Consider the following 22561-nt stretch of genomic DNA (forward strand, 5'->3'; position numbering starts at 1 on the left):
CTTTTCTTCCTCGCAGATTAGTCCAGGTAATCTTTCAGCTTTCTGGAACGGCTCGGATGGCGCAGTTTACGGAGCGCTTTCGCCTCAATCTGACGGATACGCTCTCTTGTAACGTTGAACTCTTTACCAACCTCTTCGAGGGTTCTCGCACGGCCGTCATCGAGTCCGAAACGGAGACGCAGAACCTTCTGCTCACGGTCAGTCAGCGTGCTTAACACATCCTCGAGCTGCTCTTTCAGCATGGTGAATGCTGCCGCGTCTGCCGGTACCGGCACATTGTCGTCCTGGATGAAGTCACCGAGGTGGCTGTCCTCTTCCTCACCGATTGGTGTCTCGAGTGAAACCGGTTCCTGGGAGATTTTCAGGATCTCACGCACACGCTCTACAGACATGTGCATCTCCTCTGCGATCTCTTCCGGAGTAGGTTCGCGGCCTAACTCCTGCAGTAACTGACGGGAAACGCGGATCAGCTTGTTGATGGTCTCTACCATATGAACCGGAATACGGATCGTTCTCGCCTGGTCTGCAATCGCTCTTGTGATTGCCTGGCGGATCCACCATGTTGCATACGTAGAGAATTTGTATCCCTTGCGGTAATCGAATTTTTCAACCGCTTTGATGAGGCCTAAGTTACCTTCCTGAATCAGATCCAGGAACAGCATGCCGCGGCCGACATAACGTTTTGCAATGGAAACAACGAGACGAAGGTTGGCCTCTGCCAGACGTTTTTTCGCATCCTCATCGCCCTCTTCCATTCTCTGTGCCAGCTTGATCTCTTCCTCTGCGGAAAGAAGCGGCACTTTACCGATCTCTTTTAAGTACATGCGGACCGGGTCCTCAATGCTGATGCCTTCCGGAACGGAAAGGTCGATGTTTTCCATATCGATCTCTTCTTCCTCGGAAAGGTCGATGTCATCGTCGTCCAGAAGGAGAAGATCGCGGTCTGCCGCATTTGGATCCTCGGTCATATCGGAGAGGCGCAGTACGTCGATACCGCTTGCCTCCAGGTATTCAAATACCTTCTCCATCTGCTCCGCATCCAGCGGCATATCGCGGAAAAAGTCGTTGATTTCCTGATATTCCAGGACGCTCTTTTTCTTTTTGCCGTATGCTACCAGCTCTTTTAATTTTTCCATAAATTTTGCTTTATCGAACTCCATTGACTGTCCATCCTTCCATAGCTTGTATATATTCTGTCCCTGCCCTGCGAAATTAAACACGCAGAACAGAAGATTCCAGGGTTTTTCTTTGGTATCCAGGCCTCCTTAAAAAGCGAAATCCGGAAGTTCCCCTGCTTTCCACCGCTCCAGGCTCTTTTTGTCCGCCATCAGCTTCTGCAGCGCCGCCATATCGGTCACATTCATATGTGCCGACTGATACGCAATGCTGTTTTCTTTCATATTGCAGATCACATCATGCAGCGCGCGCCGTTTTTCCTCCTCTGTCTCCAGCGGGATTCTGGCATTAAAAAGGCCTGCAACTTCTTTCTGCTCCTCGGAATCAACAAACTGATTCAAAAGCTTTGCCGGATTCACCCCGCCCTCGTGATACTGCAGCACAATCATCTCTGCAATCTGGCGGTAAAGAGGTGTGGTAAAATCCTCCGGCGTAATATATTTTTCCAGTTTTCCAATGAGCGCCGGATAAGAGGTCATCCATGTCAGCATCAGCTTCTGTGCTTTTTCGACACCGCCCTCTTTCTCTTTTTTGTTTGCGGCTGTATTCCGCGGCTTGACACGCTCCGTCCTTCCGGCTCCTGATAGTGCCATCTGACCGACCTGCTTTCGCAGTACTTCGACGGCAATCCCGTATTTTCCTGCCACTGCCTCAAGATAACTGTTCCGCTCGATCTCATCCTCGATTGCAACGAGACGACGCACCGCCTCATGCAGGAAATCGGATTTGCCCTGCGGGTCGGCAAGGTCGAAATCGCGTTCCTTCATGCGGATCTCATACAAAACGCTGTTCTCCGCCTCTTCCAGACGTTTTTCGAACGCTTCGCAGCCCTCGTGCTGGATAAACTCATCCGGGTCCTTATACGGTCTCAAATTGACGACACGCGTTGTAAGACCAACCCCTTTGAGCATCGGAATCGCACGAAGCGCCGCTTTGACGCCTGCCTCATCGCTGTCATAGATCACAAGAACCTCGTCGGTATACCGTTTCATCAGCCCCGCCTGCAGCGATGTGAGTGCTGTTCCAAGAGAAGCTACCGCGTTATTGAATCCTGCCTGGTGCATGGAGATGACGTCCATATAGCCCTCGCAGATAATCAGATTTTTTCTCCGTGAAGAGCGCGCCAGATGCAGCCCGTAGAGATTGCGGCTCTTATCGAAAATCTTTGTCTCCGGCGAATTCAGGTATTTCGGCTTTCCATCCCCCATCACACGGCCTCCGAAGCCGATGACACGGCTGTTGGCATCCATGATCGGGTAAATGACACGGTTCCAGAACTTGTCCTGCATGCCATGCACCTCGTCCGCCAGAAAAAGGCCCGACTGACGCAGGATTTCATCGTCATACCCTTTTTCTTTTAAGAAACGGTACAGCAGGCTTCCATACTTATCTGAATAGCCAAGGCCGAATTTTCGAATCGTATCATCCGAAAGGCCGCGCCCCTTCAGGTAATCGTAGCCCTGTTTTCCGCGTTCGGTGTGGAGCTGGTAATAATAGAATTTCGCCGCCTGTTTGTTGATTTCCAGCAGCGTGTTCTTTAAATCCGCCTGCTCCTTTGCTTCTTTCGAATACTCCATCTGCGGAAGCTCCACCCCGGCCCGGTCGGCCAGAAATTTCAAGGCTTCCACAAACGTGAAGTTTTCGTATTCCATCAAAAATGTGAAAACATTTCCTCCGGCTCCGCATCCGAAGCAGTAATACATCTGCTTTCCTGGGCTGACGGAAAAGGAAGGGGACTTCTCATTGTGGAAAGGGCAGAGCCCGAAGTAAGAGCTTCCTCTTCTTGTCAGCTTTACGTAGCCGGATATCACATCTACGATGTCATTTTTCATACGAATCTCTTCCACTAAATCATCGGAATATCGCATTTTTTCCTCCCTGTATCTAATAAACCGCCCAGGCTTTCGGCACGAACAGCTCCTCGTATTTGTGCATGGAATACTGATCGGTCATACCGGCAATGTAATCGCATACTACCTGTGTCTTGTCCTCGCCGCACCCGATCAGATTCCGGTACTCGCGGGACATCTGTTCCGGGTGCTCCTGGTAGTAGGTGTAGAGGGAAATCAGCATCTTTTTTGCCTTCTCCTCCTCTTTTTTCGCCTCCGGGTTGCGGTAGACGTTCGCGAACATCAACTCCCGCAGCATGCGCATGCCCTCGGCAATCTCCGCCGACTGGCGCACATACTCCGTTCCGCGGCTCTGCTCCACAATGTCGTGGATCAGCGTATTGAGCCGCTCGCGGCATGTATCGCCAAGGACGACGCGGATCGTAATCGGGATGTCATCCTCGCTTAAAATGCCGGCACGGATGGCATCGTCCATATCGTGGTGGATGTAGGCGATCTTGTCGCAGAGACGCACAACCTGTCCCTCCAGGGTCGACGGCTTTCCCGCCGTGCGGTGGTTCAGAATTCCATCCCGCACTTCCCAGGTCAGGTTCAGGCCCTGTCCTTCCTTTTCTAGAACCTCCACGACACGGACGCTCTGTTCCGCGTGGCGGAAGCCCCCGGGATGCACCGCATTGAGCGCCGCTTCCCCGGAATGGCCAAACGGCGTGTGTCCGAGATCGTGGCCAAGCGCAATGGCTTCGGTCAGATCCTCATTCAGATTCAGCGCCCGCGCAATCGTGCGGGCAATCTGGGACACCTCGAGTGTGTGCGTCAGGCGGGTCCGGTAATGATCGCCCTGCGCAGCAAGAAACACCTGTGTTTTGTCTTTCATCCTGCGAAAGGCTTTGGAGTGGAGAATCCGGTCCCGGTCTCTCTGGTAGACGGTGCGGATGTCACACTCCGGTTCATATCGGTCCCTTCCTCTGGAATTCCGGCTGTGCGCCGCATAAGGACTCAGCTCCTGAAATTCCCGTTCTTCAAACGATTCTCTCAAGTTCAAACGAAGACCACCTCTTTCCCGGTAATATGCCTGTAACAGTTCTTTTCATTGTCCTCCTATTTCCTATATTCGGTGCCCGATTCCGATTTCCTTTTTTATTTTTCAAATTTTTCAAATTTTTTCAAAAAAAGTGTTGACGGCTTACAACTCTGGTGCTATAATACATCTTGTCGTCAGCGAGATGACAAAAACTTAAAGAACATGCGGAAGTGCTGGAATTGGCAGACAGGCCAGACTAAGGATCTGGTGGTCATTGCGATCGTGTGGGTTCAAGTCCCATCTTCCGCATGAAATTTAAAAAACTACATAACATGCGGAAGTGCTGGAATTGGCAGACAGGCCAGACTAAGGATCTGGTGGTCATTGCGATCGTGTGGGTTCAAGTCCCATCTTCCGCAGAATGAAAACCCTTGTGCATGCAAGGGTTTTTTCCTGCTCAAAAAAAATCAGAGGAAATTCCTTTCCGGATCCCTCTGATTTCTTATTTTTCTTTTTTTCAGAATTTTCTCTGCAATTTCTGTTTTTACAGGTTCGGTCTTACAATCTTCGGTGTATAGCCAGCCTCTTCCAGTGCTTTGACAATACGGTTCTTGTGATCGGTGCCGAATGCCTCCATTGTGATGCGGAGCTCTACTGCAGCACTTCTGTTCGTTGTGAAGAACTGGTTGTGGTCCAGTTTGATGACGTTTCCGTTCTCGTTTGCAATCACCTGGGAAACGCGTACCAGCTCGCCTGGTTTATCCGGCAGAAGAACGGATACAGTAAAGATACGGTCTCTCTGGATCAGTCCGTTCTGGATCACGGAAGACATGGTGATGACGTCCATATTTCCGCCGCTTAAGATCGAAACAATCTTTTTGCCCTTGACATCCAGATGCTTTAATGCAGCCACAGTCAGAAGACCGGAGTTCTCAACGATCATCTTGTGGTTTTCTACCATATCAAGGAATGCTACGATCAGCTCATCATCATCCACAGTAATGATCTCGTCCAGGTTCTGTCTTACATACGGGAAAATCTTGGATCCCGGTGTCTGTACTGCAGTACCGTCTGCAATTGTGCTGACAGGAGATACGGTCGTTACCTCGCCTTTTTCAAAAGAAGCCTTCATACAGGCTGCTCCGGACGGCTCAACACCGATGACTTTGATGTTTGGTTTCAGCAGCTTTGCCAGTGTGGAAACACCGGTAGCCAGTCCGCCTCCTCCGATCGGAACAAGGATATAATCTACGAGCGGAAGCTCCTGAATCACTTCCATAGCGATGGTTCCCTGGCCGGTTGCAACGGTCAGATCATCAAACGGGTGAATAAAGGTATAGCCATGCTCTGCTGCAAGCTCGTATGCTTTTGCACATGCCTCATCGTACACATCTCCGTACAGAACAACCTCAGCGCCGTAGCTCTGGGTACGCTCTACTTTGATGAGCGGTGTGGTAGTCGGCATTACGATGACAGCCTTTGCACCGTAGCATTTTGCCGCATACGCAACGCCCTGTGCATGGTTTCCTGCAGATGCGGTGATCAGTCCTTTTGCGCGCTCCTCTTCACTTAAGGTGCTGATTTTGTAATAGGCACCGCGCAGCTTATAGGCGCCGGTCAGCTGCATATTTTCCGGTTTTAAGTAGACTTTATTTCCCGTCTGCTCGCTGAAATATTTGCTGTAAACCAGTTTGGTCTCCTGTGTTACTTTTTTTACGATTTCAGACGCTTCCTCAAATTTCGGGAGTGTCAGCATTTCTTCTGCCATAGTCTTTTCTCCTTGTTGTCTTTTTAAGCATTCTCTTCGGATGTATGGAACAGTGCATTTACAAACTGGTCTGCATCAAATTTCTGTAGATCGTGGATGCTCTCGCCCACGCCGATGTATTTGACCGGAATATCAAGCTCGGACTGGATGGCAACGGCGATACCGCCCTTTGCAGTTCCGTCCAGCTTCGTCAGAATGATACCGGTGACATTTGCCACTTCTGCAAACTGTCTTGCCTGCTGCAGCGCATTCTGGCCCGTGGTACCGTCCAGCACCACCAGCGTTTCCAGGTATGCCTCTGGGTACTCTTTTTCCAGAATCCGGTAAATCTTGTGGAGCTCTTCCATCAGGTTCTTCTTGTTGTGAAGTCTTCCTGCCGTATCACAGATCAGCACATCCGCATTTCTGGCTTTTGCCGCTGCGACTGCATCGTACACGATGGACGCCGGATCTGCTCCGTTCTGTCCGCCGATGATATCCACGCCGGCGCGGTGCGCCCACTCCGTGAGCTGCTCGCCTGCCGCTGCACGGAACGTATCTGCTGCCGCAAGAACAACCTTTTTGCCCTGATCCTTCAGAAGGCCGGCCAGCTTTCCGACGGAGGTCGTTTTTCCGACTCCATTGACACCGATCACCAGCACTACCGATTTCCGGTTTTCAAATTCATAGGCTGTATCGCCTACATCCATCTGTTTTTTGATGCTCTCGATCAGAAGCTGTTTGCACTCTGCCGGATCGGTAATGTGCTCTTCTGCCACCCGCTCTTTTAAGTGGTCAATAATTTTGGTCGTTGTATTGATGCCGATATCTCCCATGACGAGAATCTCCTCGATCTCCTCATAAAAATCGTCATCAATATTGGAATAGCCACTGAAAATAGAATCAATTCCAGCTACAATGCTGTCTCGGGTCTTCGTCAGACCGTTGACAAGACGTTTGAAAAAGCCTACTTTCTCCTCCGCCATACCGTTCGCCTCCCTTTATCTTTTCTATCTTACTTCTTTCGTATTGTATCTTATTCGTTTCTATTTGTCCAGTTCTCCCTCGATCAAATCGACAGAAACAAGGGTAGAAACACCCTTCTCCTGCATCGTGATGCCGTACAGACGGTCTGCCGCCGTCATCGTACCGCGCCTGTGGGTGATGACGATGAACTGGGTATTTTTTGTCAGCTTATGCAGATACTGCGCAAAACGCGTTACGTTGGAATCGTCGAGCGCCGCCTCGATCTCGTCAAGTAAACAGAACGGGGACGGCTTTAAGTTCTGGATTGCAAAAAGCAGCGCAATCGCGGTCAGTGCCTTCTCGCCTCCGGAGAGCTGCATCATATTCTGCAGTTTCTTTCCCGGCGGCTGGGAAATGATGCGGATACCTGCCTCGAGTACATCCGTGTCCTCCTCGAGCTCCAGCGTTCCCTTTCCGCCGCCGAACAACTGGCGGAACACGCGGTCAAACTCTTTCCGGATCTCCTCGAATTTTTCCGTGAACTGCTTGCGCATACCGGCATCCAGCTCATCGATGATGCCCTGCAGTGTCTCTGCCGCTTTGACAAGATCGGTGTGCTGTGCATCGAGAAAGGCGTGGCGCTCCGAAATCTCTTTGTACTCCTCAATCGCATTCACATTGACAGAGCCAAGCTTCCGGATCGCATCTTTTACTTCCAGCACACGCCGCTTTAATTCACTGCGCTCCGGAATTTCCTCCATCTGGAACTCTCTTGCGTGGCCCGGTGTCACTTCGTACTCTTCCCAGAGATACGAGGTCTGTGCCTCTTTTGTCTCCTCCAGCTTTTCTTTCTGGCTGTTCAGACGGAAGCACTCTTTGTCCATTAGGGAAATCTGGTCGGAGAGCTGATCCCGCTTCTCGAAAAATTCTTTGTGATCTGCGCTTAATGCTTCTTTTTTCTCCTGCAGTTCCACAATCCGGCGGTCTTCCTCTTCTTTTGCCTGCACTGCTGCTGCAATCGTCTTCTGGATCTCCACGATGTCCTGCTGTTTCCTTTTGACATCGTCTTTTTCCTCCGCCGCTTTTTCCAGCATGGTGCGGCTTTCCGCTTCCAGTTTTCCCGTCTCTTCCTCAAGACGGCGGATGTTCTGGGCAAGGAATCCATCCTTCTGGGACAGATTTGCGTAATTTAACCGGATTTCTTCAAGATCCTTCGTATATTCTGCTTCCCGGCGGCGAAGCCCTGTAAGCGCTTCCTGCGCCTTCTGGATATTCTCCTGCAGCGTGCTTTCCCGCTCCACCGATTCCTGCATTTCCTGACCGATGACTTTCCGGTTCCGCTCAATCTCGGCGATCTGATTTTCAATCTCGAGACTCTCCTTCTGAAGCGCTTCAAAATCCAGACGGATTTCCGTCTTTTTCTCGCGCGCTTTTTCCAGATTCAGGCGCACCGTATTCTGCTCGATGTACTGCCGCTGCAGTTTTTCATTCAGCTCGGTGCGGAGATCGCGGATTTCATTCCGCTTATTTTTCTTCTCTTCAAGTTCCTGCTGGATTTCCCGCAGTTCCTTCGCAAGACCCTGTACGCTCTTTTCGAGTTCCTCAATCTCACGCCGTCTTCCGAGCAGATTGCTGTTGTTCCGGAACGAACCTCCTGTCATGGAACCGCCCGGGCTCAAGAGCTCGCCCTCGAGGGTTACCATGCGGAGCGTCTGACGGTATTTCCGCTGGATCACAATGGCATGGTCGATCGTGTCGACCACCAGCGTTCTTCCAAGCAGCTGTGCCACAAGGCCCTCATACACCGGGTCGTACGAAACAAGTGCATTTGCCACACCGAGCACACCGGTTTCTCTTGCCGCATCCTCATTCACCTGCGCTTTTTTCCCGCGCATACTGGTGAGCGGAAGGAACGTCGCACGGCCGAAATGGCCCCGTTTCAGGTATTCAATCAGGTATTTCGCCGTGGCCTCATTGTCGGTGACAATATTCTGAATGCTACCGCCAAGTGCGGTCTCGATCGCCGTCTCGTACTTTTTCTCCGCCTGCAGAAGATCCGCCACAACGCCGTGGATGCCGGGATTCCGGTCTTTCTGCTCCATGACCTTCCGAATACTGTTTCCATAGCCGTCGTACCGCTCGGTGATGTTCTTTAAGGATTCGAGCCTTGACGCTTCTCTGTGGTAATTGGTCTGGCCGGCTTCCATCTCTTTCGTCTGGTTCGAGAGATCCGCCGTCAGCGCGGTAATCTTCTGATCTGCCTCCTGGTACTGCTGTTTCAGGCTGCTTACCGTCTCTTCGAGCGCTTCAAACGCGTTCTGCAGTTCTTCCATCTGCCCGTTCTGTTCGGACTCACTCGTCTTTAAATGCAGCACCCTCTGGCTTAATTCTGCCTTTCGGATGCCGATCTGCTCGAGCATCGCATCGTAGCGCTGCATTTTTCCCTTCGTGGAACCCCGCTGGTTCAGAAGGCCGATGACTTCGCTCTTATCCTGTTCACTCTGCAGCTCGACTGCCTGGATCTGCTCCTGGCATTCCGAGAGAGCGGCCTCTTTCTCACTCTTTTCCGTCTCTGACGCAAGAAGTGCTTCATGAAGCCCGTCCTTTTCTGCCTGATATGTATTTTTTTCTGCCGTCTTTGTGCGGCTCTCCGCGCGGATCGCCTCCAGACGTTCTCTTAATGTGTCGCTGTTCCTCTCCGATGCATGAATCTGCTCATTCAACACCTCGATCTGGTTTTCGAGCTGCTGACGTTTCAGTGCATTCTCCCCCGCCTGATCGCGCGCAGAAAGAATCGTCTGGTCCAGTTTTTCCTGCTCCTGTTCCAGCTTTTCATACTCCTGCTTCGTATGCTCAAAAGCCTCTTTCGTGCTCTTTAACTGCTCTTCTGTAATCCGGTACCGGTCTTCTACTTTCGCGAGATCGTTCCGGATGCGCTCCATCTCGAGCAGAAACATATTGATATCGAGGAGCTTTAATTCCTCTTTCTTCTTTAAATAAATCTTTGCCGTCTCAGACTGGCGTTCCAGCGGCTCTAACTGCCTTGTCAGTTCCGAGAGAATGTCGTTGACGCGCACCAGATTCTGCTGCTCTTCCGCCAGCTTCTTTTCGGTCACGGCCTTCCTTCTCTTGAATTTGACAATTCCTGCCGCTTCGTCAAACAGCTCCCGGCGCTCTTCCGGCTTACCACTTAAAATCTTATCAATCTGACCCTGTCCGATGATGGAATAGCCTTCTTTTCCGATACCGGTATCGTAGAACAGCTCGTTGATGTCCTTTAACCGGCACGATGCGCCGTTCATCAGATACTCGCTCTCACCGGAGCGGTAGAGCCGTCTCGTCACCGTGACTTCCTCGAAATCGACATTCAGCTTGTGGTCGGAATTGTCGAGTGTAATTGCAACCGACGCGTAGCCGAGCGGCTTTCTCGTCTCGGTTCCGGAGAAAATAACATCCTGCATATTTCCGCCGCGGAGCTGCTTGGCGCTCTGTTCGCCGAGCACCCAGCGCACCGCATCGCCAACATTGCTCTTTCCACTGCCGTTCGGCCCTACAACGCCGGTAATACCGTCGTGGAACTGCAGAATGGTTTTGTTGGCAAACGACTTAAATCCCTGCATTTCAATGGATTTGAGATACATAATTCACCTACGCTTTTTTTCTGGCAAGAATTGCATCGTATGCCGCTGCCTGTTCTGCCGCTTTTTTCGTTCTGCCCTTTCCGGTACCGAGCGCTTTCTTTCCGACGCTGACCTGTGCCCAGAAGCTCTTGTCGTGATCCGGTCCCTCTTCTTTTAAGATGGTGTAAACAATCTCTTCATCCGTCTCACCCTGGATCAGCTCCTGCAGAATCGTTTTGCTGTCGTAGAAAAGCTGTTTGTGTTCGATATCGTTTAAGATATAGTTCAGAACGAACGCTTTTGCCGGTTCAAAGCCGCCGTCCAGGAAAATCGCACCGATCGTTGCCTCCATAGCATCCGAAACGATGGAATCGCGGTGACGGCCGCCGGTTGCCTCCTCGCCCTTTCCAAGGAGCAGAAAGCTGCCAAGGTCAATCTCACGGGCACAGAATGCCAGTGCCGGTTCACAGACGAGGCTGGCGCGTTTTTTCGTCATCTCGCCCTCCGGGAGACGCGGGAATGTCTTGTATAAAAATTCGCTGGATACAACTTCCAGCACGGCATCTCCTAAGAACTCCAGACGCTCGTTGCACTCCAGGCGCTCCATATGGTGCTCATTTGCGTAGGAAGAATGGCGCATCGCCATCTCCAGCAGTCCGAAATCCTGAAATTTATACTGGATCTTCTTTTCCAAATCCACGAGTTTATCAATATTATTCATAACCTGTTTTAAGCCTGTCCTTCCTCATAGTTACCGTTTGCAGGTGTTCTGCGGACGGTAACAAAGGGGCTGTCCTGTAGCAAACAGCCCCTTCGCCATTTTCTATTATTCTGCCAGTTTCTTTTTGATCGCTTCCACCGCATCCTCAACCGATACGATGTGCTCTGCTTCTTCTGCTTCGATCTGGATATCAAATTCTTCTTCAATTCCCATCACAATCTGAAATACATCCAGGGAATCCGCTCCCAGATCATCTGTAAAGGTTGTCTCCATGGTTACTTCATTCGGATCTACGTTTAATACATCCGCAATGATCTCCTGTAATTTCTCAAATTCCATCTTTCGCTGCCTCCCTGCTGCTCTTATAGTCTGCCAGATGCTCCTGCACTTTCTGCGGAATCTTCTCCTCGCTAAATGAAATGCACTGGAGAATGGAATTTTTAAATTCGTTGGCTTTTGAGCTTCCGTGCGTTTTTACAACGAGTCCTTTTAAGCCAAGCAGCGGTGCTCCGCCGTACTCACTGGCATCAAAAGACTTCAGTGTCTCTTTCAGCGCCGGTTTCACAAGAAGGGCTCCGATTTTACTGCGCAGAGATGTCATCATGCCCTGTTTTACCTTGGAAATCAGGGTCGCGCCGACGCCCTCATACAGCTTTAAGATAACGTTTCCGACAAACGCCTCACAGACAACAACGTCTGCGGCTCCGTTTGGAATTTCTCTTGCTTCGATACTGCCGACAAAGTTGATATACGGGTTTTCTTTCAGAAGCGGATACGTCTCTTTGACGAGCGCGTTTCCTTTTTCTTCTTCCACACCGATATTCACGATTCCCACACGCGGATTTTTAATGCCGACAACGTGTTCCATATAGATGGAACCCATCATGGCAAACTGCACCAGATGGGACGGTCTTGCATCAACATTCGCACCGCAGTCGATCAGAAGGGATACACCGTCTTTCGTCGGGATCAGCGGAGCCAGCGGCGGGCGCTCTACGCCCTTGATGCGTCCTACGATCGTCTGTCCGCCGACCAGGACTGCTCCGGTGCTTCCGGAGGAGACAAACGCGTCTGCCTCTCCGCAGCGCACTTTTTTCATGCCGACAACGATCGAAGAATCTTTTTTGTGGCGGATCGCATTGACCGGCGGCTCTCCCGTCTCAATGATCTCGGTTGCCGGAACGATCTCAACCCGCTCCTTCGGGTACGTATATTTCTGCAGTTCTTTTTCGATGACATCCACCTGGCCGACCAGCTGGACTTTGACACGTTCATCTGCGTTTACGGCCTCAACGGCGCCTTTTACCGGCTCCACAGGCGCATAATCGCCGCCCATCGCGTCCACTGCAACTCTGACTAAGTCACTCATGTTTTTTCCTCTTTTCTCTTTTCTAAAGCGCGTTTGAAAACTCTTTTTCTTTCAAAAAACCGTTTTCAACCACGCTCTAAAAGCACTCATGCAAGTGCTGTATTAACTATACTAAACTCCTTTGCAAAAATCAAGCACAAATGCCCATCCGCGCTTTCTCCTGTATTCCAAAAAAGCGGGTGGATTTATCTTTCCAAAATCCACCCGCTCTGTTTTATCTTATTTTTCTTAAGAAACCTTGACTCCGCTCGAATTCATCTCATGACCGTCTATGGTTGTATTCCGTGCCATGACACCGGTATCCGGATCCAAATAATATTCCTCACCATCCTGCGTGAACCAGCCGGTCTGCATCTGACCGTTGTCCGCCAGATAATACCATTCTTCTCCGCTCCAGTACCATCCTGTCACCATGTATGAATTTTCATCAAACACGTACCAGTAGCCGTCGATATTCTGCCAGGTATTGGTTGCATAGCTTCCATCATTATTCTGATACTGCCATCCGTTTTCATTCTGAACCCATTTCCCTGCCGGAATTACCGTAACTTCTGTTACTGTACTCGTCGCCATGGAAACGGTATTTCCAACCGTGTTTGTTGCCACAACGTAATAGTAATCTTTGCCCTCCGCCGAAGTATCGACCTGGTATGTCACTTCTGTTGCGCCTTCAATCGGCGTTCCTCCGCCGTTGGAATTTACGTTGTTCTTATACCACTGATATGTTACTGTGCCTTCTCCCGTTATTCCTGCCTCACAAGTCAGCTTTCCAGATGTATTTCCAACGGGAATCTGCAGGCTCTCCACCGGATTTACCGAAAAAACCGGCTTTTCCAGATTGGCATCTACATGAACAGCATCGCTGTCCTCTTTTGAAATATCTACACTGGCCGAAGACGAAACCGTCGTCTCAGTTCCCATCATTTTATCCATCAGACTGTCTGTGGAACATCCTGAGAGGAATACTACACTGCACATGCATGCTGCCAGAAATATGATTCGTCTATTCTTCATATGCTTTGCACTCCTTTTTTATAATTGTTACGAAAATGTTGCAATATTGTTTCAATTCTCACCGAGACCATTATAGCACATCACGACACACCACGTCAAATCTTTTATATGACGCTTCCAGACAACCCGCAGAGACAACAAAAAAGCCCCCGGTGACGGGAGCCTTTTGCTGCATTGCACATCGGAACTGATTCCGATTTATGAATATTAGTCCATTGCAACGACTTCTTTTTTGTTGTAAGAACCACAAGCTTTGCAAACTCTGTGCGGCATCATAAGAGCACCACATTTGCTGCATTTTACAAGGTTCGGAGCAGACATTTTCCAGTTTGCTCTTCTCTTATCGCGTCTTGCTTTGGAAGATTTATTCTTAGGACAAATGGACATAGTTACACCTCCTTAAATTTGCTGAATATATCTTTGATTGCAGCCATTCGGGGGTCTAGCCCTGTGGTATCACAATCACAGGTCTGAATATTCAGATTCGCACCACAACGGCTGCAGATTCCTTTACAGTCATCTTTACACAGCACTCGAATCGGCCATTGGACTATGAGCTCATTACGAACCAGTTCTTCCACATCGAGCTCGTCTCCCTCCACAAACGAAGAGTCCTCTTCTTTTTCCTCGCGTTCTTCCTCTGACAGATTCAGATCAATCTGCAGATCGAACTCGAGCTGGAATGGAGTCGCTACCGGTGTCAGGCATCTTGCACATGGAATCTCCATTGTAAGGTCTGCGCTGCCGGTGATCGTGATCACACGATTGCCTTCATGCGTAAGGCCAAGGATAACAGGATGTTTTTCGATTACCCGATAGTCCTGCCCGCCGATCGAAAAAGTTTCGGATGTAAGCGGAATTTCATACTTTTCGGACTTTCCGTCCTGCGCAAATAACTTGGTCAGACTGATTTTCATATTGTTCTCCTAATCACACTTTACCAATTATACCCGGGAAGGTAAGAATTGTCAACTGCTTTTTGAATTATTTTTTATTTTCCTTTTACTAACTCTACAGTCTCCTCGCAGATTGCGATTTCCTCGTTGGTCGGGATCACGCATGCTGTAATCTTGGAGCCTTCTTTGGTGATGATCTTCTCAACGCCGCGGCAGTTATTTGCCTCAGAATCGAATTCCAGACCCATGAACTCAAATGCTTTGCAGATGGTCTCACGAAGTGGAATAGCGTTCTCTCCAAGGCCTGCGGTGAAGGTGATCACATCTACGCCGCCCATAGCTGCGATGTAGGAACCGATGTATTTGATAATGCGGTAAGCGTATGCTTCCAGACAGTTGATGGCATCCTGATTACCTGCCTCTGCTGCTGCAGATACATCACGGTAATCGCTGGAGATGCCGGTCATGCCGAGCATACCGGATTTCTTGTTCAGAATGTTCAGAACCTCGGATACGGTCAGGTTCTCTTTGTTGCACAGATACTCAACAAAAGCCGGATCGATATCTCCGGAACGGGTTCCCATGATCACACCTTCGAGCGGGGTAAGGCCCATGGAGGTATCTACACATTTGCCGTTCTTTACAGCGGAAAGGGAAGCACCATTTCCCATATGGCATACGATGATCTTCAGATCGTTGTAGTCTTTGCCAAGGAACTCTGCGGTTCTCTTGGATACGAATTTATGAGAAGTTCCGTGGAAGCCGTATTTACGGATTGCGTATTTCTCATAGTACTCTTTCGGAATACCGTACATATATGCTTTCGGAGGCATGGTCTGATGGAATGCGGTATCAAATACTGCTACGTTTGGAACGCCCGGCATCAGTTTCATGCAGGCATTGATTCCCATCAGGTTTGCCGGATTGTGCAGAGGACCAAGGTCAGCGCACTCCTCGATAACTTTGATTACTTCGTCATCGATGATAACAGAGTTTGTGATCTTCATTCCGCCGTGCAGAACGCGGTGTCCGATGGCATCTACTTCTTCCAGGCTCTTAATGACGCCGCTCTTCTCGTTTACCAGAGCGTCCAGAACCATCTGGATTGCCTCTACGTGTGTCGGCATTGCTGCTTCTGTTACCTCTTTTTCGCCGTTCTTTGGCTCATAAACGAGGCGTCCGTCGATACCGATTCTCTCACAGAGTCCTTTTGCCAGGACGTCACGGTTATCGTAATTGATCAGCTGGAATTTCAGAGAGGAACTTCCGCAGTTTACTACTAATACGTTCATTTCTAAATTCTCCTATTTTAAAAGTCTTATTAAAACTTCTGGCCGGCCTGTTCTCCGCAGCCGGCCAGAAAACCGCTTGTAATTGGTTTTATTTCGTGCTTACTGTGCCTGGCACTGTACAGCAGTGATTGCTACAACACCAACGATATCCTCTGCGGAGCATCCACGGGACAGATCGTTGACTGGAGCTGCGATACCCTGCGTCATTGGGCCGTATGCTTCTGCTTTTGCCAGTCTCTGTACCAGTTTGTATCCGATGTTTCCGGCATCCAGATCCGGGAAGATCAGAACGTTTGCTTTTCCTGCTACTTTGCTGTCCGGAGCTTTGGATGCACCTACGCTCGGAACGATTGCTGCATCAAGCTGCAGCTCGCCGTCGAGAGCGAGATCCGGGTTTGCTTCTTTTGCAATTCTGGTAGCCTCAACAACTTTGTCTACATCAGCATGTTTTGCACTTCCTTTGGAGGAGTGGGAAAGCATAGCAACTCTTGGCTCGTTTCCGGTCAGCATGCGGTAGGACTCTGCGGAAGACTCTGCGATTGCAGCCAGCTCTTCCGGATTCGGGTTCTGGTTCAGACCGCAGTCACCGAATACGAATACACCGTCATCGCCGTACTCGCAGTCCGGAACTACCATCAGGAAGAATGCGGATACGAGTTTTGTGCCCGGTTTGGTCTTTAAGATCTGCAGGCATGGACGAAGGGTATTTGCGGTAGAATGGCAGGCACCGGAAACAAGTCCGTCTGCATCTCCCATTTTAACCATCATAACGCCATAATATGTATAGTCATTCAGGATGGTCTCTCTTGCTTTCTCCGGAGTCATGCCTTTCTTTGCACGAAGCTCTACCAGCTTATCTACATAAGCCTGTGTTTTCTCGTTTTTCTCTGGATCTACAATAGTAGCTTTGGAGACATCCAGTCCCTCGCTGCCTTTCTTTACTGCCTCTTCGCTTCCGATGATGATCAGATTTGCAAGGTCCTCTTTCAGGATCTGTGCAGCAGCCTCATATGTTCTTCTGTCTTCTGACTCTGGCAGTACAATTGTTTTTTTGTCTGCTTTTGCTCTTGCTTTAATTGTGTCAATAAATCCCATGATCTTTTGACTCCTTTCGATAAATTTACTCGATATTCTCATTGTAGTACGCTTTTTGCCCTTTCGCAAGTATAAAATTCAAAACAACTGGACAAAAAATCCAAAACGGAGGAATTCTTGCATTCCTTTTCTGTTTTTGTTACGATAGGGCTATGTGATCCGCGGTTCCTCTCTGTTTGGAATCGTGCTATTTTTTTCGAAAGAAGGTACGTTTTATGACCATTACCGCAGTCATTGCAGAATATAATCCTTTTCATAACGGCCATGCTTATCAGCTGGCAAAAGCCAGGGAACTGACCGGGGCGGACTATCTTGTCGTGATTATGAGCGGCGATTTCGTCCAGCGCGGCGCACCTGCGATTCTTGACCAACATGACCGTGCGGAGCTGGCGCTTCTTGGCGGCGCGGACCTTATCTTACAGCTTCCGTGTCACTTTGCACTCGGCAGTGCACAGCATTTCGCACGCGGGGCGGTATCGCTTCTTACTGCGCTTGGCTGCGTCGATTTTCTCTGCTTTGGCAGTGAATATGGAGACACGGCGCCGTTTCTGGAACTCGCTGATGTTCTGCTCCACGAGCCGGAGGAATACCGCGAGCTGCTCTCCGGTCTGCTTCGGAACGGACTTTCCTTCCCGACGGCGCGCGCACAGGCACTTTCCGCTTATTTTTCTGACAGCGCTTCCTTCTCTTCGCTTTCAAAAGAAGAACTTGATACCTTTTTAAAAGAACCAAACAATATTTTAGGCATTGAATATGTCCAGGCACTTCTGCTGTCACAAAGCCGCATTCGGCCGGTAACGATCCGCCGGGAGGGCAGCGGCTACCACGAAGGAGCGCTTTTCACACAGGCACTCCCTTCTGCTACAGCAATGCGGAATCTTCTTTTTTCCAATCCGCATAAGGATCCGGAACTGTCCGCGCTCGCCTCCTGCATGCCGGAAGCAGTCTATCCCGCTTTCCAGGACGCCGTCACCGCACACGGCCTGCTTTCCAGCGATGATTTCAGCCTGCTCCTCGCCGCGCGGCTCCTCACAGAAACGAAGGAATCCCTTTCCTCTTATCTTGATCTTTCGCCGGATCTTGCCAACCGCATCCTCCGCCAGCGCCACGCATGCTCCTCATTCTCGGAGTTCGCCCTGCAGCTCAAAACAAAAGAGATGACCTACACCCGCATCAGCCGTGCCCTGATGCATCTGCTTCTGAACCAGAAAACATTGTACCCGGCCGGCTATAACCGTGTTCTCGGTTTCCGAAAAAGTGCCGGTGCATTGTTAAAAGAGATTAGAAGACGTTCTTCTCTGCCGCTCATTGCCAAGGCAGCCGACGCCCCGCGGCTTCTTACCGGCGATGCACTTGCCGCCTTTGAGAGCGATATACAGGCCTCTCTTTTTTACGAGACTGTCCGTTCTCACAAAACAGGGACACAGTTCGTCCATGAATACACAAAAAAGCTGGTTCTGTTATAGAACCAGCTTTTTTCCAGCAGCAGCATCATCTGCTGCTGTGGAACTGTATAGTCCTCCACAAACAGGAAAACATTTTTTGTATCTGCACTTTCTCTTGTAAAGTCAAACTGCATGAAACGCATCTCACCATTCAGTATAAAATTGATCATAACATGATGCATGATGTGTTCTGCTGTTCCCTGTGTGATTGCTTCCATCGTCATCTGCTGTTTTATCCGATTAAGATCATCTATATTGCCAGATGCATAACGCATGAGTATCTTCAAAATCAATGTACAGGATTTCTATATAATGATTTTTAAGAGCTTTTTCATATATTGCAGCCTGAACCGCTTTCTCCAACAACTGAATTCCTCCTTGTTTTCTCATGTACTATTAATGCTTCATAGCACTCCCGCTATAAATTACTTTCATCAGTAATTCCACATCAACAGGCTTAGCAACATGTTCATTCATCCCTGCTTCTTTTTCCCTTATTCTGTCCTCCGTGAACGCATTTGCTGTCATTGCAATGATCGGTATTTTCTTTGCATCCTCTCTGTCCAGAGACCTAATCATCTTTGTAGCTTCATAACCATTCATGACCGGCATCATAATGTCCATAAGAATGACATCAAATTCACCAGGTTCACTATTTCTGAACAGTTCAACAGCTTCCTGACCATCCCATGTTTTTGTCACGTCGGCACCTTTTTTCTTTCAGGAAATCCTCTCTTAGCTGCCCGCCGTTTTCTGTTTCCATTTTAATATTTGTACTCATTTGTCTGGCACTTTCAATGGCACGGAGGAGACTTTTGGATTCCGAAGATTCATTATAATGGGTGTAGTGGAACACTGCACTTTCACATAGTTTACAATCTCCACCATTCTTTTCTCTGCTTCTGCTTTTTCTGCGTGGAAGAAATAAAACAGAGAGACTACAGCTACACAGATTCCTATCAGACCGCCGAGCAGCTGGATCCGTTTTTCTCCACCTCCAGATACTTCTGGGGATCATCCAGGTATTTTTCAATGATTTTCAGGGATGTGCCATCCAGACGCATCTCTTCCTGTGTCTGGCCCATCTGCTCACAGATTCCCCTGTCATCCTCTTTTGCAAAAGCAACGCCTATTCCGGTGATCATCAGAGGCTCTTCCAGGATACGGCAGCTTGCATCATAATCCTTCCTATACTGAACGATAGATTCCTCGTGTGCAGCAACCGCATCTACATATCCTTTTCCCAGAAACGTATAGATCAGCTCCCGGTGTCCCAGGATGATCAGATTTCCCAGCTTTGGGATCCTCTCATCCGTCCGGTTCAGAAAGATGCTTTTCGGTTTGGTTGTGGACTGGACAGCGGTAATCGTCAAGACGTCCTTCCATAGAAAAAACAGCCCATGATACAATCAATCTCGCCGCTCTCCACCAGTTCTTTTTTCTCCTCCCAGTTGATCTGGACAACCTTCACCTGTTATCCCATTCTTTTGAATGCTTCCGTAGCCAGTTCTACATCAATTCCTGTCGGTACACCATCCTCATTCAGATAATTGTATGGTGGATAGCTGTCGCAGCCGAGAGTAATAACAGGCTTTTCGGTTTCTTCTTTCGTGTTATCTGTGTTTTTGCACCCTGCCACGGTGACTGCTAAAATTCCAATTACTATAGTTCTTCTTAATTTCAATGAATGATTATGTTTTTGCGTTTACTACCCCTTTTTGTCAGCAGTTTTGTGATCGCTCTTTTTAATTGCGGAATATCAATCGGCTTTCCAATATGTTCATTCATCCCGGCCTCCAGACATGCTTTCCGATCTTCCTCAAAAGCATTTGCCGTCATGGCAATGATTGGAATCTTTTTGGCATCTTCACGTTCCAGCATACGAATTGCTTTTGTTGCTTCCAGCCCATCCATGACCGGCATCATCACATCCATGATGATGACATCATACTCATCCAACCTGGAATTCTGAAATATTTCAAATGCCTCTTTTCCGTTTTTCGCTTCTGTAATGTTCAGATGCTCCTCCTCCAGGATTGCATGGGCTATCTCCATATTAATGACATTATCTTCAACAAGAAGCACCCGTTTTCCTGACAGATCCCTGTCCTGTGAGTAGCTGTCCTTCTGTGAATCATTATTTTCAGCCAAATAATCTATTTCAAATGGAACCGTAACCGTAAACGTGCTTCCTACATTTTCTTCGCTTTCCAGTTCTATCGTTCCACCCATCCGTTCAACAATATCTTTGACAATCGAAAGTCCCAGACCGGAGCCACTGAATGTTGTAGTTGACTGTTTGCCTTCCTGCGCAAAAGCATCAAACGCATGTTTTTGAAATTCTTCACTCATACCAAGACCGGTATCTGAACATACAAACTGAAAAACAGCTATATTCCCATCATCCGATAATTCTTCGCAATGAACATTCACTGTTCCATGAAAATGATTGTATTTAATCGCGTTGGAAGAAAGATTCATTAAAACCCTGCTCAGATGTACCGGACTTCCAATCAAATATCTGTGGCGGATTGTGCTTGCTTCCACGCCGCCTTCAAATCTTACACCATTCTCATAAGCACTCATTGCAACAACCGTCAGATTATTCCTTAACAGTTCTGCCAGATCAAAGGATTTATGTTCCAACACAAGGGAACCGGATTCCAGTTTGCCGATATCCAGGACATTGTTGATCAGATTTTGCAGATAATCGGCGGACTGAAGTACCTTCTTCCTGCATTCCCTTAACTTGACCACATCATTGTTATATTTTTCAGCGATATGGATCATCCCCACGATTCCGTTTAGCGGTGTACGGATATCGTGGCTCATACGCCGGAGAAAGGCTGTTTTTGAAAGATTCGCGCGATGAGCATCTTCCATGCTTTCCTTAAGCTGTTTCTGATACATGAGTTCCCGTGATTTTTCTTCCGTAATATCTCGTACGACATAAAGCACATCCACAGCGTTTCCATGTGCATCTCTGCTCTTTACAATAAATCTGGCCAGCCGCCATTCTCCGTTTACTCCCATAAATTCAATCGAAACAGAATTCGTATTACGAAGTCTCTCTGTCAATGTATCAAAGTCAAGAAACTCCCGGTATTTTTCTCTCTCTTCCTGGGCGGCAAATGCTGTTGGAAGTCTTTCCATAACATCATCAATTTTCCCCTTTTGTCCAAGGATTTTTTGCACAAGGTCATGACCTTTCAAAAGCTCATATGTCCGCTCTTTAACATTGGCTTGTACGATTGTTACATACAACGTAGCAATTGCGGCAATAATCTCTGACCTCTTTGTCGCCTCATCAAGAGCCTTTTTCAACAGTACCGTACTTTTCAGATTTTCCCTCACACATCCAAGATGTCCGCCAACATCAGACAGCAGTGTAATGGAAATCTCATTCTGCCTCAAATCAGGATTATCTACCCCGATGAATCCATTCATCTGATGATTGGCATAAATCGGCACCGCAATCAAGGAACATATTTCCTGTGTTTTTAACAATTCATATTCTTCCGGTTCAGAATTTTTTGTCGCTTCCAGATCATGAATCACGATTACTTCCTTGTTTTCAAATCGTTTCACCCAGTTCGGCATCGAACTGACCGGGATTGCCTGAAGGTTATCTATCTCTGGTGCCACTCCATCGGCACACCATTCAAATGCATTGCTCAGACTGTCCTTCTGATCGGTTTCCCAGTCAAAAACATATACCCGGTCTGCCCCTGTATAGTTTCCAATCGCCTGCAACAAAGAGTGAATAATTTCTGACAGCTCCTGCTCATTTTCCACCTGATCCATAAGCGATATCTGATGCAGGATCGTGTCCATACTATGTAATTTTATTTGATAGAGTTCCTGAATCTCTTTTGTTTTCATTTTCTATCCCCCCTGCAGTAAAACTATTATGGTTACGTCTGTGAAATAACACCGTAAGAAAGGATCCTGCTACGGCAGGATTCTCCGCCTAAACTTATGCAAAAAACTGGTTTTATTATACTCTAACACTTTACTGCACACAAGAAAAACATTACCTTTTAGCGTTAAAAGGCAAAAAAAGAACAGCAACTGTGCCCGAAGTTCCAGTGATGTGTATCAAAAACGGAAATGGACTTTCGGCAGATATATTTTCTTCTGTTTCTCTGTCTTCAGGATCAGATGGAGGAACTGACAAAACAGACACAGACCCGCAATGATAAGATGCAGCTGATGATGGAACAGATCGTGCTGTCCAATAAGAGCAGCCAAAAAGAAAAAACAGATCGGCAAAAAGAATGAAAACAGCTTCCAGATGCCATATCCAGATGTTACCGCTTTGTGCCTGAAAAGTCGAAGTTGAGGAACAT

General features: G+C 48.5%; 18 protein-coding genes, 2 tRNA genes and 1 pseudogene. 3 read left to right on the plus strand and 18 right to left on the minus strand.

Going from position 1 to position 22561, the window contains the following annotated elements; genetic code table 11:
* Positions 1-17 precede the first annotated feature (17 nt).
* The 3 genes from rpoD to DXB83_RS13210 form a co-directional block, all read right to left on the minus strand.
* Positions 18-1160 carry an RNA polymerase sigma factor RpoD gene (rpoD, locus tag DXB83_RS13200; RefSeq protein ID WP_055228389.1) on the minus strand — a complete coding sequence of 381 codons (1143 nt, stop codon included), beginning with the start codon at positions 1158-1160 and terminating at the stop codon, positions 18-20.
* Between the two features lie 105 nt (positions 1161-1265).
* Positions 1266-3044, minus strand: a complete 1779-nt coding sequence (gene dnaG, locus DXB83_RS13205; protein ID WP_055228390.1) for a DNA primase — start codon at positions 3042-3044, stop codon at positions 1266-1268.
* Positions 3045-3060: 16 nt separating this feature from the next.
* Positions 3061-4068, minus strand: a complete 1008-nt coding sequence (locus DXB83_RS13210; protein ID WP_055218880.1) for a deoxyguanosinetriphosphate triphosphohydrolase — start codon at positions 4066-4068, stop codon at positions 3061-3063.
* A gap of 203 nt (positions 4069-4271) precedes the next feature.
* Between DXB83_RS13210 and DXB83_RS13215 the strand changes: the two genes are divergently transcribed.
* Both DXB83_RS13215 and DXB83_RS13220 read left to right on the plus strand, forming a co-directional pair.
* Positions 4272-4356 (plus strand) — tRNA-Leu (locus tag DXB83_RS13215).
* 25 nt (positions 4357-4381) lie between these two features.
* Positions 4382-4466, plus strand: a tRNA-Leu gene (locus DXB83_RS13220).
* A gap of 125 nt (positions 4467-4591) precedes the next feature.
* Here DXB83_RS13220 and ilvA read toward each other — a convergent pair.
* The 11 genes from ilvA to pta all read right to left on the minus strand — a co-directional run bounded on the left by ilvA (position 4592) and on the right by pta (position 16767).
* Positions 4592-5803, minus strand: coding sequence for a threonine ammonia-lyase (ilvA, locus tag DXB83_RS13225; protein WP_055219017.1), 1212 nt, complete (start codon positions 5801-5803; stop codon positions 4592-4594).
* 35 nt (positions 5804-5838) lie between these two features.
* On the minus strand, positions 5839-6780 hold the full coding sequence (gene ftsY, locus DXB83_RS13230; RefSeq protein ID WP_022462735.1) for a signal recognition particle-docking protein FtsY: 942 nt from the start codon (positions 6778-6780) through the stop codon (positions 5839-5841).
* 60 nt (positions 6781-6840) lie between these two features.
* Positions 6841-10401 (minus strand): chromosome segregation protein SMC, encoded by a 3561-nt coding sequence (gene smc / locus DXB83_RS13235; protein ID WP_117805082.1) that lies wholly within the window; start codon positions 10399-10401, stop codon positions 6841-6843.
* A 7-nt stretch (positions 10402-10408) separates the two neighbouring features.
* On the minus strand, positions 10409-11101 hold the full coding sequence (rnc, locus tag DXB83_RS13240; protein WP_055228392.1) for a ribonuclease III: 693 nt from the start codon (positions 11099-11101) through the stop codon (positions 10409-10411).
* A gap of 105 nt (positions 11102-11206) precedes the next feature.
* Positions 11207-11440, minus strand: a complete 234-nt coding sequence (gene acpP, locus DXB83_RS13245) for an acyl carrier protein (protein WP_117802558.1) — start codon at positions 11438-11440, stop codon at positions 11207-11209.
* On the minus strand, positions 11430-12470 hold the full coding sequence (gene plsX / locus DXB83_RS13250) for a phosphate acyltransferase PlsX (RefSeq protein ID WP_117802559.1): 1041 nt from the start codon (positions 12468-12470) through the stop codon (positions 11430-11432). The genes acpP and plsX overlap by 11 nt, the downstream gene beginning before the upstream one ends.
* Positions 12471-12698: 228 nt before the next feature.
* The gene (locus tag DXB83_RS13255) at positions 12699-13484 is read right to left on the minus strand and encodes a hypothetical protein (RefSeq protein WP_055218872.1); all 786 of its coding nucleotides are present in this window, start codon (positions 13482-13484) and stop codon (positions 12699-12701) included.
* A gap of 207 nt (positions 13485-13691) precedes the next feature.
* Entirely contained in the window at positions 13692-13871 is a 180-nt protein-coding gene (gene rpmF / locus DXB83_RS13260; protein WP_022462729.1) for a 50S ribosomal protein L32, read from the minus strand.
* 2 nt (positions 13872-13873) lie between these two features.
* Positions 13874-14401 (minus strand): YceD family protein, encoded by a 528-nt coding sequence (locus tag DXB83_RS13265; RefSeq protein WP_055267341.1) that lies wholly within the window; start codon positions 14399-14401, stop codon positions 13874-13876.
* Between the two features lie 74 nt (positions 14402-14475).
* Positions 14476-15672, minus strand: coding sequence for an acetate kinase (locus DXB83_RS13270; protein ID WP_022462727.1), 1197 nt, complete (start codon positions 15670-15672; stop codon positions 14476-14478).
* 99 nt (positions 15673-15771) lie between these two features.
* Complete coding sequence (pta, locus tag DXB83_RS13275) at positions 15772-16767, minus strand: phosphate acetyltransferase (RefSeq protein WP_022462726.1); 996 nt, start codon at positions 16765-16767, stop codon at positions 15772-15774.
* A gap of 215 nt (positions 16768-16982) precedes the next feature.
* Here pta and DXB83_RS13280 point away from each other — a divergent pair, with 215 nt between their 5' ends.
* Entirely contained in the window at positions 16983-18233 is a 1251-nt protein-coding gene (locus tag DXB83_RS13280) for a tRNA(Met) cytidine acetate ligase (protein ID WP_117805083.1), read from the plus strand.
* Here DXB83_RS13280 and DXB83_RS13285 read toward each other — a convergent pair.
* The 4 genes and pseudogenes from DXB83_RS13285 to DXB83_RS13300 form a co-directional block, all read right to left on the minus strand.
* On the minus strand, positions 18176-18487 hold the full coding sequence (locus DXB83_RS13285; RefSeq protein ID WP_147342484.1) for a hypothetical protein: 312 nt from the start codon (positions 18485-18487) through the stop codon (positions 18176-18178). The two genes, DXB83_RS13280 and DXB83_RS13285, sit on opposite strands and share 58 nt — an antisense overlap.
* Positions 18488-18608: 121 nt before the next feature.
* Positions 18609-18914 (minus strand): response regulator, encoded by a 306-nt coding sequence (locus tag DXB83_RS13290; protein WP_416388356.1) that lies wholly within the window; start codon positions 18912-18914, stop codon positions 18609-18611.
* A 257-nt stretch (positions 18915-19171) separates the two neighbouring features.
* Positions 19172-19896, minus strand: a pseudogene (locus DXB83_RS17405) (substrate-binding periplasmic protein).
* Complete coding sequence (locus tag DXB83_RS13300) at positions 19893-22094, minus strand: hybrid sensor histidine kinase/response regulator (RefSeq protein WP_117805085.1); 2202 nt, start codon at positions 22092-22094, stop codon at positions 19893-19895. The pseudogene DXB83_RS17405 and the gene DXB83_RS13300 overlap by 4 nt, the downstream one beginning before the upstream one ends.
* Positions 22095-22561: the final 467 nt, after the last annotated feature.

This window comes from Blautia sp. OM06-15AC, assembly GCF_003481425.1.
Classification (GTDB): domain Bacteria; phylum Bacillota; class Clostridia; order Lachnospirales; family Lachnospiraceae; genus Fusicatenibacter; species Fusicatenibacter saccharivorans.